General features: G+C 68.1%; 10 protein-coding genes and 3 pseudogenes. 8 read left to right on the top strand and 5 right to left on the bottom strand.

Annotated features, from left to right (window positions below):
• Positions 1–2 precede the first annotated feature (2 nt).
• The 4 genes and pseudogenes from ACSHXC_RS42865 to ACSHXC_RS42850 all read left to right on the top strand — a co-directional run bounded on the left by ACSHXC_RS42865 (position 3) and on the right by ACSHXC_RS42850 (position 3,092).
• Positions 3–842, top strand: coding sequence for an alpha/beta hydrolase (locus ACSHXC_RS42865; protein ID WP_438297767.1), 840 nt, complete (start codon positions 3–5; stop codon positions 840–842).
• Positions 843–954: 112 nt separating this feature from the next.
• The gene (locus ACSHXC_RS42860) at positions 955–1,602 is read left to right on the top strand and encodes a bifunctional 4-hydroxy-2-oxoglutarate aldolase/2-dehydro-3-deoxy-phosphogluconate aldolase (protein ID WP_003091412.1); all 648 of its coding nucleotides are present in this window, start codon (positions 955–957) and stop codon (positions 1,600–1,602) included.
• The gene (locus ACSHXC_RS42855; RefSeq protein ID WP_003107647.1) at positions 1,602–2,039 is read left to right on the top strand and encodes an acyl-CoA thioesterase; all 438 of its coding nucleotides are present in this window, start codon (positions 1,602–1,604) and stop codon (positions 2,037–2,039) included. Before ACSHXC_RS42860 ends, ACSHXC_RS42855 begins: the two co-directional genes overlap by 1 nt.
• Positions 2,040–2,131: 92 nt before the next feature.
• Positions 2,132–3,092: pseudogene (locus ACSHXC_RS42850) on the top strand (tRNA dihydrouridine synthase).
• 14 nt (positions 3,093–3,106) lie between these two features.
• Here the strand turns inward: ACSHXC_RS42850 and ACSHXC_RS42845 are convergent.
• Together ACSHXC_RS42845 and ACSHXC_RS42840 are read right to left on the bottom strand one after the other, a co-directional pair.
• Positions 3,107–3,863 (bottom strand): annotated as a pseudogene (locus ACSHXC_RS42845) (SDR family oxidoreductase).
• Between the two features lie 16 nt (positions 3,864–3,879).
• Positions 3,880–4,392: a GNAT family N-acetyltransferase gene (locus tag ACSHXC_RS42840; RefSeq protein WP_438297764.1), complete on the bottom strand. Its 513-nt coding sequence runs from the start codon at positions 4,390–4,392 to the stop codon at positions 3,880–3,882.
• A gap of 449 nt (positions 4,393–4,841) precedes the next feature.
• Between ACSHXC_RS42840 and ACSHXC_RS42835 the strand changes: the two genes are divergently transcribed.
• The gene (locus ACSHXC_RS42835) at positions 4,842–5,291 is read left to right on the top strand and encodes an Hsp20 family protein (protein WP_003091405.1); all 450 of its coding nucleotides are present in this window, start codon (positions 4,842–4,844) and stop codon (positions 5,289–5,291) included.
• Between the two features lie 45 nt (positions 5,292–5,336).
• Here the strand turns inward: ACSHXC_RS42835 and ACSHXC_RS42830 are convergent, their stop codons facing one another.
• On the bottom strand, positions 5,337–6,665 hold the full coding sequence (locus tag ACSHXC_RS42830; protein ID WP_200199870.1) for an SGNH/GDSL hydrolase family protein: 1,329 nt from the start codon (positions 6,663–6,665) through the stop codon (positions 5,337–5,339).
• Between the two features lie 112 nt (positions 6,666–6,777).
• On the opposite strand from ACSHXC_RS42830, the pseudogene ACSHXC_RS42825 reads away from it, so the two are divergent.
• From ACSHXC_RS42825 to ACSHXC_RS42815, 3 genes and pseudogenes are all read left to right on the top strand, one after another.
• A pseudogene (locus tag ACSHXC_RS42825) lies at positions 6,778–7,666 on the top strand (LysR substrate-binding domain-containing protein); the annotation flags it as partial.
• Between the two features lie 274 nt (positions 7,667–7,940).
• Entirely contained in the window at positions 7,941–8,618 is a 678-nt protein-coding gene (locus tag ACSHXC_RS42820) for a hypothetical protein (protein WP_438297759.1), read from the top strand.
• A gap of 136 nt (positions 8,619–8,754) precedes the next feature.
• A complete protein-coding gene (locus ACSHXC_RS42815) occupies positions 8,755–9,261 on the top strand; it encodes a hypothetical protein (RefSeq protein ID WP_438297757.1) in 507 nt (168 codons plus the stop codon).
• Between the two features lie 14 nt (positions 9,262–9,275).
• Here ACSHXC_RS42815 and ACSHXC_RS42810 read toward each other — a convergent pair whose 3' ends face one another.
• Positions 9,276–9,857: a helix-turn-helix domain-containing protein gene (locus tag ACSHXC_RS42810; protein ID WP_438297756.1), complete on the bottom strand. Its 582-nt coding sequence runs from the start codon at positions 9,855–9,857 to the stop codon at positions 9,276–9,278.
• Between the two features lie 3 nt (positions 9,858–9,860).
• Positions 9,861–14,486, bottom strand: a complete 4,626-nt coding sequence (locus ACSHXC_RS42805) for a toprim domain-containing protein (protein ID WP_438297755.1) — start codon at positions 14,484–14,486, stop codon at positions 9,861–9,863.
• Positions 14,487–14,523 lie beyond the last annotated feature (37 nt).

The raw sequence follows: 14,523 nt of genomic DNA, 5'->3' as shown, positions 1-14,523 counted from the left end.
GGATTCGCGGTTTCAACGGGACGATCGGCCGCATCGCGCCGCGTTGGACGGCCGAGCGTATGCGTCGGGCGTTCATGATGCCTGGCGAGTGGCCGCCGAAGGATTGGGAGCTGCCGCTGCTGGCCAGCTCGGAGCGCGTTACTCTGCGCTTCGGGCTGTCGGCGTTGCGCTGGGGCGAGGGGCCGGCAGTCCTGCTGCTGCATGGCTGGGCCGGCAGGCCGACACAGTTCGCCCATCTGATCGAGCAACTGGTCGGCGCGGGTTATTCGGTGTATGCCCTCGATGCGCCGGCCCATGGCCGCTCGCCGGGCAGGGAGGCGAACGTGGTGCTGTTCGCCCACGCCTTGCTGGAGGCCGCTGGCGAGTTGCCGCCGCTGCGTGCGGTGGTCGGTCATTCCCTGGGTGGCGCGGCGGCGTTGCTGGCGGCCCAGATGGGGCTGCGCAGCGAAGCGCTGGTGACGGTCTCGGCGCCGTCGCGGATTCTCGAACAGTTGCGCCTGTTCGCTCGTTTCGTCGGTTTGCCGGCCCTGGCTCGCTCGCATTTCATCCGCCTGGTCGAGCGTCAGGCGGGCATATCCGCGGCGTGCCTGGATGTGGCGCGCTACCGTCTGGAAATGCCCGGACTGGTGGTGCATGCCGACGACGACACGCGCGTAGCGGTGGAAAATGCCGAGCGCATCCATGCCGCCTGGCCGGCCAGTCGCTTGCTGCGCCTGCCGGGCGGCGGCCACCACCGACTGCTCGGCGAGCGCAGGCTGAGCGAGTCGCTGCTGGCGCTGCTCGAGGAGCGCCCGGCGATGCGCGCTTGCCGGCGCGTGGAAAAGACGGCGAGCGCTTCCTGAGGCGCGTAGCAGAGGGGTTGTCGTTGTCCTGACCTCGGTTCTTCGGTAAAAAGCGCTGTGGCCCGCGCGGAGCGATCCGGCGGGGCGAGCCGTTTCGAATCGAGGAATGCCCATGACATTGCCGCTGGATCGGGTCCTGCTGCAGGCCAGCCCGGTATTGCCGGTGCTGGTGATCGAGGACGTGGCGCTGGCGCCCGACCTGGCGCGCGCGTTGTATGCGGGCGGCGTCACGGTGCTGGAAGTGACGCTGCGCACGCCGCAGGCGCTGGACGCGATCGCCGCCATCCATCGCGAGGTGCCCGAGGTCCTGCTGGGGGCGGGTACCCTGATCCACACCGAGCAGTTTCTCGAGGCACGCGACGCGGGCGCGCAGTTCGCCGTCAGCCCCGGATGCACGCCGCGCCTTGCCGCCGCCGCGGAGGATGCCGGTCTGCCATACCTGCCCGGGGTGATGACGCCTTCGGAAGTGTTGCTGGCGCTGGAGTACGGTTATCGCTCGCTGAAGCTGTTCCCGGCCGATGGCACTGCCAGCGTGAAAATGCTGAAAAGCCTGAAGGGGCCGTTCACCGGCATCCGCTTCTGCCCGACCGGCGGGGTCAACCTGGACAACCTGCTGAATTTCCTCCGCCTGCCCAATGTCGCCTGTGTCGGCGGCACCTGGCTGGCGCCGCCGAGCCTGATCCGGGCGCGGGCCTGGGATCAGATCACACAACTGGCCAGGGAAGCGCGCGAACTGGCCGGCAGCCTGGAGCAGCATTGATGAATTGGGACTACGCCGATCCGTTCGTGATCGACCTCAGGGTCCTCGCCGAGGACATCGACGGGCTCGGCCACGCGAACAACGCCGTCTACGTCAGTTGGTTGGAGCGCTGCGCCTGGCGCCACTCGCAGCGGCTGGGCCTGGACCTGGCCGAGTACCGCCGGCTGGACCGGGCTATGGCGGTGCTGCGCCACGAGATCGACTACCTGGCCGCGGCTTACGAGGGCGACGAACTGCAATTGGCGACCTGGATCGTCGAGTCCGACCAGCGCCTGCGGATGAACCGGCGCTTCCAGTTGGTACGCCCGGCGGATGGCGCCACGCTGCTGCGGGCGCAGACCACCTTCGTCTGCATCGAACTGTCCAGCGGCAAGCCGAAGCGGATGCCGGCGGAGTTCATCGACGGCTATGGCCAGGCTCTGCTCGCCGGGGCCTGACCCGTCGCGCGTCGGCCGGCAGGCATTCGCACTTTGTTCCGGGCGGCGGATTCTCTAGAATCCGCCGCCTGTCATTTTCGAGGTAGTGGTTCGTGCAAATCGCCCTGGCGCCGATGGAAGGTCTGGTGGATGAAATCCTCCGCGACGTGCTGACCCGCGTCGGCGGCATCGATTGGTGCGTCACCGAATTCATCCGCATCACCGATCGCCTGCTGCCGGCCACGGCTTTCCACAAGCTGGCGCCGGAGCTGCGCGACGGCAGCCGGACCCGCGCCGGGACGCCGATGCGTGTGCAGTTGCTCGGCTCCGATCCTGCGTGCCTGGCGGATAACGCCGCGTTCGCCTGTGAGCTGGGCGCCCCGGTGATCGACCTGAACTTCGGTTGTCCCGCCAAGACCGTGAACCGCTCGCGCGGCGGCGCGGTATTGCTCAAGGAGCCGGAGCTGATGCACGACATCGTCGCCGCCGTGCGTCGCGCGGTGCCGAGCGAGATTGCGGTGACCTCGAAGATGCGCCTGGGCTACGACAGTCCCGACGGCGCCCTGGATTGTGCGCGGGCCCTGGCCGACGGCGGCTCGGCCCATGTAGTGGTGCATGCCCGGACCAAGGTCGATGGCGAACAGGCCGCCGGCGCACTGGGAATGGGTGGCGCGGGTGGCCGAGGCGGTGCGCGTGCCGGTGTTCGCCAATGGCGAGGTGTGGACGCTCGACGACTACCTGCATTGTCGCGAGGTCAGCGGGGTGGAGGACATCATGCTCGGTCGCGGCCTGGTCTCGCGTCCTGGCCTGGCTCGGCAGATCGCCGCCTGGTGCGATGGCGGCGAAATCCGCGAGATGCCCTGGAGCGAGCTGTTGCCGCTGCTGCGCGACTTCTGGCTACAGGCCCGGCGCAAGCTCGCCCCGCGCTATGCCCCGGGGCGTCTCAAGCAGTGGCTGGGCATGCTCACGCGCACCTATCCCGAAGCCGTCGAGCTGTTCGCGCGGATTCGCCGGGAAAGCGATTGCGAAACCATCGACCGGCTGTTGCAGGTGTCGTTCAGCCAGGCGGCCTAGCTTGCGTAGCAGGCCTAGCGGCCGCCGCTGACATCGATGAACGATCCGCTGGTATAGCCGGCCTCGTCCGACGCCAGCCACATTACCGCCCCGCGCGACTTCCTCCGCCGTGCCGCCGCGTCGCTAGCGGAATGACGCCCTTCAAGCGTTCGACGCGGCCCGGTTCGCCGCCGCTGGCGTGGATCTCGGTGTAGATCAGTCCCGGGCGCACGCCGTTGACACGGATACCTTCGGGCGCCACTTCCCTGGACAGCCCGATGGTCATGCTGTCGATGGCGCCCTTGGCGGCGGCATAATCGACGTATTCGTTGGGCGATCCCAGCCGCGAGGCCATCGAGGATACGTTGACGATGCTGCCGCCGCTGGCCGCCGTGGCGGGTCGACAGGCGCTTCACCGCCTCGCGGGCGCAGAGGAAGCTGCCGGTCACGTTGGTCGCGAATACCCTGTGCAGGCGCGCCGCGTCGATGTTTTCCAGGCGCGTCTGCGCTTCCAGGATGCCGGCGTTGTTGACCAGCACGTCGATGCGGCCGAAACGTTCGTCGATGCGTGCGGAACATGCCGCTCGACCTGATCCTTCCTCGGCTACGTCGGCCTGCCACCGCAAGGCCTTGCCGCCCCGCGCTGCGATCTCGCTCCACCACGGCTTGCGCGGCCTCGCGCATTGCGCATGATAGTTGAGGCCGACGGCATAGCCGCGCTCGGGCGGCCAGCAGAGCGATGGCGGCGCCGATGCCGCGGCTGCCGCCGGTGACCAGCATGACTTTGCGCATGATGATGTTCCCCAGGTCAGTAGCGAGTGAAGGTCAGGTAGTCGGCGTCCCAGCCCAGGCCCTGCCAGAACAGGTTGGACAGCGGCGCGTCAAGGGCCGATTGCGCGCGGATCAGGCCGGCGCCGCGCGAGCGCAGGGCCTCCTCGGCACTGCCCACCAGTTCCCGGGCCAGGCCCTGGCGGCGGGCCTGCGGCAGTACGTAGAGCTCTGCGATCTCTCCCACCCGTGCCTGACCGTCCTCGATCTGCCACAAGTGGGCGAGGACGAAACCGCGGGGATGCTGCTGGGCCTCCGCCAGCCAGAGCAAGCGGTTGCGCGAGGCGGCCAGGAGCAGTGCCTGGATCGCCTGCTGGTCGCCGGCATCCAGGGTTTCTCCGGCTTCGTGGACATTGGCTTGCCAGAGGGCGGCCACCGCGGGGACGTCGTCGGCGCTGGCCAGGCGAACCCGGTGTTGCTCTGGCGTCGCATCGAGTGCCTGGCCGACCCGCAGCAGGTTGCCGTCGGGATCGACCAGGGCGAATTCGCGCATGCCCCAGGGTTGGTCTTCCAGGGCCGTGATGCGTGGAACTCCCCTGACTGCCCAGGCCGAGGGCCGCGGCCTGGCGATGCAGCGCCTGGGCGTCCTCCAGGCGCAGGTAGGCAGCGCTGCAATTGGTCTTCGGTTCGAGCGCTTCGAACAGCGACAGGTGCAGCTCCAGGGCGCCGCGCTGGAGGATGGCGTAGGTCGGATAGCGAGCGCCAAGGTGGAAGCCGAGGGACTGGTAGAAGGCGCTGGCGCTGTCCAGATCGCGGCAGGGGAAGGTCGGGATTGCGCGTTCCATGGCGACGGTTCTCGAAAGGATGAGTTTCGATCTGAGCACGACGAACGGTCGTTCTCAAGGCTCTTGAAATACTTCCGACGATCCCTATCTAGTTCGTGCGGGATGCCGAAGACGGGTTCCGCACCAGAGTACTTGCTGATAATTCAGGAGATTCGCAATGAGCAACGCTTTTTCCCTCGCCCCGCTGTTCCGTCATTCCGTAGGCTTCGATCGCTTCAACGATCTGTTCGAGTCGGCCCTGCGCAATGAGGCCGGGAGTACCTACCCGCCCTACAACGTCGAAAAGCACGGTGACGACGAGTATCGCATCGTCATCGCCGCCGCCGGCTTCCAGGAAGAAGACCTGGACCTGCAGGTCGAGCGCGGCGTGCTGACCGTCAGTGGCGGCAAGCGCGAGAAGTCCACGGACAACGTGACCTACCTGCACCAGGGCATCGCCCAGCGCGCCTTCAAGCTGTCGTTCCGCCTCGCCGACCATATCGAGGTCAAGGCGGCTTCGCTGGCCAACGGCCTGCTGAACATCGACCTGGTCCGGCTGGTTCCGGAAGAAGCCAAGCCGAAGCGTATCGCCATCAATGGCCAGCGCCCGGCACTGGACAACCAGTAACCGTCAGCGGTGATCGAAAAAAAAGGCGCCTTCGGGCGCCTTTTTTCATTTCGTTGCGCTATCGGCCCGGGGCTCTGTCGGTTTGCCGTCAGGCACCTCGTCCAGCAGGACGTCGAGGTCGACGGCGGCCGCCATCGCCCGGTTACCTTCGTCGCTGGGGTGCAGATGGTCGCCGGAGTCGTAGCGCGCGGCGAGCCGCGACGGCTGCTCCGGATCGTGCAATGCCGCGTCGAAGTCGATCACCGCATCGAAGGCGCCGGCATGACGGATCCACTCGTTAACCTGCCTGCGCAGGGCTTCCTTGGCGGGCTGGTAATAATCGCTCAACGGCGTGCCGGGCAGTGCGCCCTCGAACGGCGTGAGGGTCGCGCCGACGACCCGGATACCCCGGTTGTGCGCCCGTTCGATCAATTGCCGGTAGCCGGCGATCAGCGCTTCCAGGGTGGGCGGTGCGGCATTCCGGGCGAAAGCGGTACCGGGCCAGGCAATGTCGTTGATGCCGAGCATCACCACCATGCTGCTTGCGCCTGGCTGGGCCAGTACGTCGTGGTCCAGACGTGCCAGCGCGCTCGCGCCCATGCCGTCGCTCAGCAGACGGGCGCCGGAAATCCCCGCATTGACCACGGCGACGCCATGCGGGGCCAGGCGTTCGGCGAGGAAGTCCGGCCAACGGCTGTTCCGGTCGAGGCTGGCGCTGGCTCCGTCGGTGATCGAGTCGCCGAGCGTCACCAGCGTCCGCGTTGCCGTTTCGGTTTCGACCAGGATACCTGTCAACAGCAGGCGCGCGGTGGTGCTCTGGCTGTCCGCCGCGTCCAGCTGCAATGCGTGGCTTTGGGTCTGCTCGCCGGCGACGATCCAGCCCGTCTGGCGGCCGTCCCAGTGGAAGGTTTCCATGGGCGTGGCGGCCGGCAGGTAGAGACTCACCAGCACCTGCGAGAGCGCGGCCACCGGCATCGCCACCGGATCGCTGAGTAGCGTGGCGCCGGGCGCGATGGTCGCCGTCCGGCGTCCGCCAAAGGTCACGTGATGCAGGCTGCCGGTGGCGACCGCGGCGCGCTCGGAACCGGGTTTGGCCAGGGTGGCCCGGCCGATCCGGATCGGGCGCTTTCCATAGGTATTTGCCAGGACGATGCGCACGCGCGTTCCTCCCAGGCTGATTCGCGCCAGTTGCCGCACCGTCTGGTCGTGCAGTTCGGCCGGCACGTTGCTGGGAAACAGGAAGTCCTCAGCCCAGACCGGCTGCGGGCTGGCCTGCCAGCTGGCGGTCCAGGAAGCGGCCGGCGTGGCGCAGGCGTACAACAGGCTCGTCGCGAGCGCGAAGGCCCGGGTTGCGCTGGAGGTCGCGGCGGGAAGTCTTTCGATGGGTCGTTTCATGTCGTTGAATTCAGTGGTTATCCTGTAGCTGATGATGAATTCAAAGATTTAAGGGAAATAGACCGTAGCGGGGGAACATCATTTATGAAGCGAAATCATCAGGCAGGGCGCCATGGCCCGGCTTGAAGTCAACCGTTCCGGCGAACTGGAGGTGTTTGCCCGGGTCGTCGAGTCGGGGGGCTTTTCCGCCGCCGCTCGACGTTGCGGCATGACGCCCTCGGCAGTCAGCAAGCTGATCACCCGGCTCGAACAGCGCCTGGGAACCCGCTTGCTGAACCGCTCCACCCGTCAATTGCAACTGACGCCCGAGGGATGCGCGTTCTACGAGCGCGGGGTGCGTATCCTGGCCGACCTGGAGGAAGCCGAGCGGTGTGCGAGCGAAAACGCGGCGCCGCGCGGGCGCTTGCGAGTCAACGCCAACGTGCCTTTCGGACATCACTTCCTGCCGCCGCTGGTGCCCGAGTTCCTCGCGCAGCATCCCGAGGTGACGCTGGATATCGTGCTGACCGATGAGGTCGTCGACATCCTCGAGCAGCGCACCGACGTGGCCGTGCGCGCGGGGCCGCTGAAAAGCTCGAGCCTGGTGGCGCGCAAGCTGGGGAGCACGCGCATGCTGATCGTTGGTGCGCCGGCCTACCTGGCCCGGCATGGCATGCCGGCCACGCCGCAGGCGCTGCTGGGGCACAACCGCCTCGGCGCCAACTATGTGCGAACGCGCTCCGGCTGGCCGCTGCGGGACGCCGGCGAGGAACTCGTGGTGCCGTTGTCGGGCAACGCCCAGGCCAGCGATGGCGAGGCGCTGCGGCGTCTGGCCGTGGCCGGCCTGGGCCTGGGCGCGGCTGGCCGCGTTCCAGGTGCGCGAGGACATAACCGCCGGTCGCCTGATTCCCGTGCTCGAGGCATACAACCCGGGCGACCTGGAGGAAGTCCACGCCGTCTACGTCGGCCAGGGCGGCTATCTGCCGCTGCGCGTGCGGGCGTTCCTGGACTTTCTGGCGGAGCCGGGCCCGCGCGTCGCGCGGACAACCCCACCCCCGGCGCGCTTCCGCGCGCCGCACCCCTGCGTGATCCGCTTCGCGAATCACAGATCAACAGGTGGTACCATGTGCATATGCGCATCTGTGTCTGCACAATCAATATGAGCAAATGCGCATATGCGTAAGCGATGATGATCAAATGAGGCGCGCTACAAGGCATGTGCATATGCGTGCATGCGCATGGCTGGCAAGATAGATAGCGCTCAACTGGCCTGGTTTTACTGCAGACTGTCGGCCTGTGACGAACTTGAGTGTGCTGTTCCACTACACGAGCCGGGCATCATGGGAGTTGATCTCTTCCGCGCGCAAAATCGAGCCTCTGTCCTACGCCGCAGACCATATGGACGGGGAGTTTCCTCTGATCTGGCTCACTGACAGCTTGGAAGCCACAGACAGCGGCATCGCGGACCCTTCTCGCGGGGAGATCCGAATAGCGGTGCGCCCTAGAGCAGGGATCTTCTACTGGCCAGTGTGGGGAAAGCTCTGCCCCAACCAGGAACGGATGGATTGCTGGGGGGACCCTGCCAGCTGGTATGTGGCGCGGGATCAGATCGCTTCCTCTGACTGGCAAGAGGTGGTGGACCAGACAGCCCAGGCGCAGCTGTACAGCGATGGGAAGACACCGGCAGAAGTCTCCGCCTGGGGGTCGGCGCCAAATGCTGCCGACCTCAACCGCATCCGTATGTCTCTCGAAAGGGCCCAAAAAACGCAGGAAGCGCAGATTCAAGCCGCTTCAGCCGAAGCTGGCTGGGATCTTTTCCGGGCCCAGCGTGTAGGGCTTCAAGTCGAGGAGATCGAGACGCTGATGAGGACAGAGAGCGGCGGGCAACGCCTTCGTGCGGGGTGGCGGAGCCTGCTCGATGAGGTCACGGCACTGCCGGGATACACAGATGTGCGCGGGACCGGCACGGTCTAAGGCGCAGGCAGCGCAGATCCGTCGTGCGGCCGTCGAAATTCACAGCGGACGCAGCCATCAATAAGGGCTGCTCCCGACACTTCCATGTCGAACGCGGCAAGGGCCTCTTGGCTGCGGTTGATCTTGGAGGACGACGATGGACCTTGAGATGGTCCGCAAGCAGACCCGCGCGTACGTAGCCGACATGCTGTTGATGAGCATGTACACCTCCGGCTACGTGCTGACGGTGGCCGGCGGCGTGTTCGGCGCGTACTGGCTGGTCTTGCTGAACGGGTCGCTGGCCGCTGCGGGCCTCGGTGGTGCTGGTGCGCTTGCCCAGGCCTCGCGGACCGTGCAAAAACATGTGCGCCAGCGGAAGGCTGCTCGCGTTGCCGCCTGGGCGGCGCACACCCCGCCGATCATCGAGGCTGACTTGGCCGGGGAGATCCGGTCTCTGCTGGGCGACTGGGTGCGCCTGGCATCGCTGGTGTGCTCGGCAGTCCTGTCTCTGGTGGGGATTGGCGCTGGCATCTTCTTCCTGGCCTGCCAGAACGCCGCGATGGGCGGGGGATGCCTGGTCGGGGCAGGGCTCGTGTTCAAGCTGACGTGGTGGTTCTCGCGGCAACTGGGGAAGCGGCGGGCTGCACGTGCGGTCCGGCTGTGAGGGGCCGGGTCAAGCTACATCTCGGGGCGTTCTCCGCCGTAATCGCGGATGAACTCCATGGAGGTCACGTCTTCGAAGCGGATGCCGCCGTAGTACTGATCTCCGAGGGCGTCTTCGAGGGCTTGCATGGCTGCGGCGTCGTCGCCGTTGTTGTAGGCGTCGAGGATCGCGCTTATCTGGTCGGGTTCGAGGTAGATCGGCTTGTCCGCGTCGCCTCCGATGGTGCGCTCGCGTCCGTTGAAGCCGCTGCCGGGGGACTTCGATCCGATCTTCGCGGACATGCGGAAGTAGCTGCCCTGGTTGCGCATGCGCTGCTCGCGAAGCGGGGACAGCGACTGCTGGCGGACCTCGGGGGCCTTGGTGACGGTCTCCTGGATCTTTTTGAGGTTCTCGGGCTTGGGCTTGCTCTTGCCGGAGAACCAGTTGCGGACGGTGCTTTCGCCCTTGCCCATGCGCTTTGCGATGGCCTTCAGGGAGAGGCCGGCGCCTTTGAGGGTGGAGAGCATGCCGCCGACGTCGTCGCTCTTGGGGTGCTTCTTGCCGCGCGTGATCGCGCCGAAGAGGGCGGAGTCCTTGTCCTTGATCTTCTTGGCCATGGGCTACGCCTCCTGGTTCTTCAGTCCGGTGCCGATGAAGTCGAGGACGTCGTCGGGGCGCTTGCTCGGGATGAGCATGTCGGCGACGTCGGCCATGAGCGCGGTGCCCTTGATTCCGAACTGGCCGAGGCCGGTGCCGATGCGGAAGGCTTCGGGGGCCGCAGTGACCGGGTCGGGATCGTTGCTGGCGTACAGCACGTTGTCGGTGTGGATGGCGAGCGGCCAGCGCTTCTCGGCCTGGGCGGTCTTGTACATCTTCCGGGTGATGTTGGCGCGGGCCAGGGAGATCACCTGGTGGCGGTGGTCGGGGCGGTAGAGCTTGCCGGAGGTCTTCACCGCGAGCATGCCGCCGGTCTCCCGGTAGGTGGCCTTCAGCGCGTCCTTCACGGCTTCTGCGTCGGGGTCGCCGTCGCGCTCGCGCAGCAGGGTGATGGCGTCGCGCAGGGTCTTGGCCCAGGGCTCGTAGAAGCGGGTCGACTCCTCGTACAGGTACGCCTCGGTCGGGTTGATGGCGTAGCCCATCTCTTCGGCGACCGTGAGGGTGGGCGTGGCGTACCAGCGCGGGCCGGTGCGGCGCGGGCGGTGGCCGAGGGGGTGGAACAGGTCGGGCAGGAGGATGTCCTCCCACGCGCCGGAGTCGAGCAGCCAGTACCCCTGGATCTTCTTGTTGAAGGCGCAGCCCTCGGGGTAATGCGTCGGGTCGCCGGTGCCGACGATGACCTGGCCGAAGGCTCCGAGGTACATCATGCGGGCGTCGTAGGAGTGGACGTACTTCATGGCGGCTTCGGCTGCCGAGGGCGCGCGCATCCAGGAGTAGTCGTCTTCGGTGGTGCGGACGCGGGCGGGCGGGGGCGGGGTGGGGGTGCCGATCAGCTTCGGGGCGCGCGGGTGCGGGAAGGCCTGGGCGAGGTCGATGCCGGTGACGCCGGGGGTGAGGCGGTAGGACATCCCCGTGTGGTGGGCGTACATGCCGATCCGGTAGGCGAGGGTGGACGCGTCCAGCGGGTACTCGCTCTCCTTGAGGAGTTCGCAGGTGGCTTCGGTCTCCCAGCCGACGACGACCAGGCGGACGGTGCGGCCGCCGGGCCGGTACGCCGACATCCAGGCCCGCAGCTCGCCCACGTTCCAGCCCGCGTCGCGCAACGCGAGCACCGCCTTGTGCTGCTGGGCTGCCTTGCCATCGGCCGGGGGCTTCTTCGGCAGGCCGATCTTCTCTGCGACGTCCGGCCAGATCCACACCTGCGCGTCGTCCGGCAGGCCGAACTCGCGGCCGACACCGAGGCGCAGGGCCGCGCCCCACTCGGCAAGGTCCGCCAAGGACTCCAGGCACTCGGGGAGCGGGACGACGCTCAGCCCCCCGTCGGCCAGGTGCCCGCCGTGGGTGTCGACGACGACCGCCGGGGCAACGAACCGTGCGGTGTCGGGCGTGTGCATGTGCGCATGTGTGGGGGCCATGGCCTCCTCCTTTGCCGTCTGGAGTGTGCTGGGTTCGGTGTTGCTCTGCTGGGGGGTCGCCGTGACGGCGGCCGGGATCGACACAGGGGTGCGGGGTGCGGGCACCTCGGCCGTGGCCGGGAGCTCTTCCTGGTGCTGCTCCGGGGCCGGGGCGGGTGCGTCGTCGAGCGTGGTCTGCTCGGGGGTGTGGTTGTCGTCCGAGGCGTCCCCGTCGCCTCCGTCGTCGCCGTCTTCGGGGCCGGCGGGCGGGGTGCCCTCGGAGAACAGCCAGGAGAGCTGGATCTCCCACACCCGGCGGCGCTTGCCCTGGATGCTCTGGCGTACTTCGGTGCGGCGGCCGTCTGTCCCGGTCTCCACCCGCAGCACGCCCGCGTTGGCGAGTGCGTCGCCGATGCTGCGCTTGCCGAGGTTGATCGGGTCTTTCTCGGCGCCCGCCTGTGCCTCGATGACCGCGTACGTCATGCCGGGGTCGAGCCAGGCCGTGGTGCCGTCGGTCCATCCGATTGCGACACCGCGCGGGCGCAGTTCCGCGTAGTCGGTGTCGGCCTTGAGGATCTGCCAGCCGAGCGCGGTGGGCTGGCCCGGGGCGCCAGAGGTGTTGCTGGAGACGAGGTGGCCGCGGCTCATGAAGACGGAGGTGAGCAGGTCGGCGAAGCGCTCGGGAACGCCGCGGCGGTTGCTGACGGTGGCCTGCCGGGCCTTGGCTTCGGTCAGCCCCTGCATGGCGCGGGACCACAGGTCCTCGGCCTCAGCCTCGGTGAGCGCGCTGTTGGCGGTGGCCATGTCGAGCATCGCCCGCCAGCCGGTGGCGAACTCGGCGACGGCTTCGGAGAACCGGAGGTCCTGGCCCTCGTTGGCGGCGCCCTCGGTGGCGAACTCCCCGACGTGCTTGGCGATCTGCGTCTTGAGGTGATCGGTCATCGGCATCTGCGGGGCGTAGTGCTTGGCCATCGCGGCCGTCAGAGCTGCCCTGCCGTTGGCCAGCTCCGGGGTGGACAGTTCGATCAGGGTACGGATGCGGAACTCGCCCTGCACCAGGGGGACGTAGTGCACCCGGTCCTCGGCGCTGCCCGCGCTGGCCGGGAACTCTGCGGTCAGCACGACGATGCCCCGCGGCTTCAGGACGGGCTGGAGTTTGCCGTCCTTCTGCGAGAGCTGGCGGCCCGTGGCGTTGAAGATGGCGCGGATGATCTGGTTGGCGCGCTGCTGCGAGCGCTCCAGGCCCTTATCCGGGGCCAGGTCGTCCAGCGGCAGCAGCACGTCGCCGCCCCAGTGGAACAGCTTGGAGAGGGTCGGGATGGTGATGGAGTCCTCGCCCGCCGGGATCGGCATCGCGTCGACGGTGATGCCCGGGACGAAGTGGCTGGCCTGGAGGCAGGCGAGCGAGGACTTGCCGGTGCCCTTGGTGCCGAGCAGCATCATCGGCCGGTGCACGTCGCCCAGGACGGCCCGGTAGGCCGCGCCAAGCAGCGGCGCGGCGACGCGGGCGGGCAGCTTCTCCAGGAGCGCCACAGAGGCCATCACGGCCTCTCTGAGTGCCTCTGGGGTGGTCGGCGGGGCTGGGAGGGCGTAGCCGCTGAGCTGGTCCGGGAGCTGGGCATCCACGCCCTGGACGGGGCCGTTGGCGTCGATGGCGCCCCCGGCGTGGATGTAGATCCGGCGGCCGTCGATGTTCTCGCGCCATCCGAGCAGGGCGAACGCGGACACCGTCTCGGGGTCGGACACGGCGAGGATGCCGTTGCGGACGTCGGAGCGGCCCGTGGGGGTGTCGGCGTAGGAGAGGTCGAAGGGCAGCCGGTCGACCCAGTCGAGCTTCACCCATTCTTCGCGGGTGACGCGCTCGACCGTGATGGTGTCGCCGTTCTTGGTGACTTCCAGGTCGTAGCCGCGGGTCCGGTTGCGGGCGGCCGTCTTCTTCGGCTTCGTGCCGTCGTCGCCCTGTTTGGCCGTGCCGGTGGCGGGCTTCGGCTTCTCTGAGCCGCCGTTGTCGAGGGTGTAGAGCCGAGTGACGCGTACGTCGGCGTCGATGACCTGGACGAAGGTTGGGCGTTGGGGCGTCTTGGGCTTGGGTCCGCGGTTGCGCTTGCGCTTGGCGAGTACGCCGTCGACCACGGCGAAGTCGTCGACGACCAGGAACGGGGCGGGTTCGCCGTCGCCGCCGGCACCGCCTCCGGTGCCACCGCCGCCCGGGCCGCCGTCGCCACCGCCGGGGCCGCCGGGACCACCTGCGCCTTTGCGGCGCGAGCCGAGGTCGATGATCTCGGCTTCGGACTCGGGGAGTTCGGCGGGGGCGGGCGCGGCGTTGCCCCAGGTGCACGGCTGGAAGTCTTCGAGGCTGTGCCCGGCCGTCAGGTGATCGTGGGCGTCCTTGCCTTCGGCGGCTTCGACGACGTCCAGGGACGCCACGACGTCCTGGAGGGCGGTGCCGACCGCCATGGCGTGCTTGTATCCGGCCTCGTCCCGGTCGGCGACGATGATGACGCGGGCGCCGACCAGAGCCTTGGTGTGTTCGTCGCGCCATTTGGTGGGGCGGTTGACGCTGGCGGCGCCGCCCGGGTTGCAGGTGGCGGTCACGCCCGCGGCTGCGAGGGCGGCGACGTCCTTCTCGCCCTCGCAGATGTAGACGGTGCGGCCGTCGCGGACGGCGGTCAGCACGTCGGGCAGCCGGTACAGCGGGCGCGAGGCCGACGCTTCGGGCCACTTCCAGATCCACTTCCCGGCGATGGACTTGTGGGGGCGGCGGATCGGGAAGTTCTTCTTGCCGCAGGTGGTGCACGCCTGGCGGACGACCTCGAAGAGCAGGGTGCCCTGTTCGTCGCAGTACGGGTACTCGATGCCCGTCATCCGGAAGGTGTGCTCGCACTCCTTCGGCTGTTTCTTCGGCGCAGCTTTCTTCGCGGGCTTCGGCCGGCGGGGCCGGTCCTGGGAGCGGCGGCCGTCGCCACGGCGCAGCGGTTCGTCGTAGAAATCGGCGAGGGTCAGGCCGAGCGCGGCCGCGACGTCGTCGGGGGCGCAGCCGGTCTGGCAGCACACCAGGACACGGCCCGGGTTGGGCTTCCAGTCGACGGTCAGGGAGGGTCGGGAGTCGTCGTGGGCGGGGCAGCGGGAGTCGAGGTGATCATTGCCGCGAAGCCGTGGGCGGCATTGCTGCTCGTCCAGCTTCTCGGTGATCAAGTTGAGGGAGGCACGCTCGTGAAAAGCGGCCGATCTG

The organism is Streptomyces sp. HUAS TT7 (genome assembly GCF_051550175.1).
In the GTDB taxonomy this organism is placed as follows: Bacteria; Actinomycetota; Actinomycetes; order Streptomycetales; family Streptomycetaceae; genus Streptomyces.
This window is presented reverse-complemented; position numbering and strand designations above follow the sequence as displayed.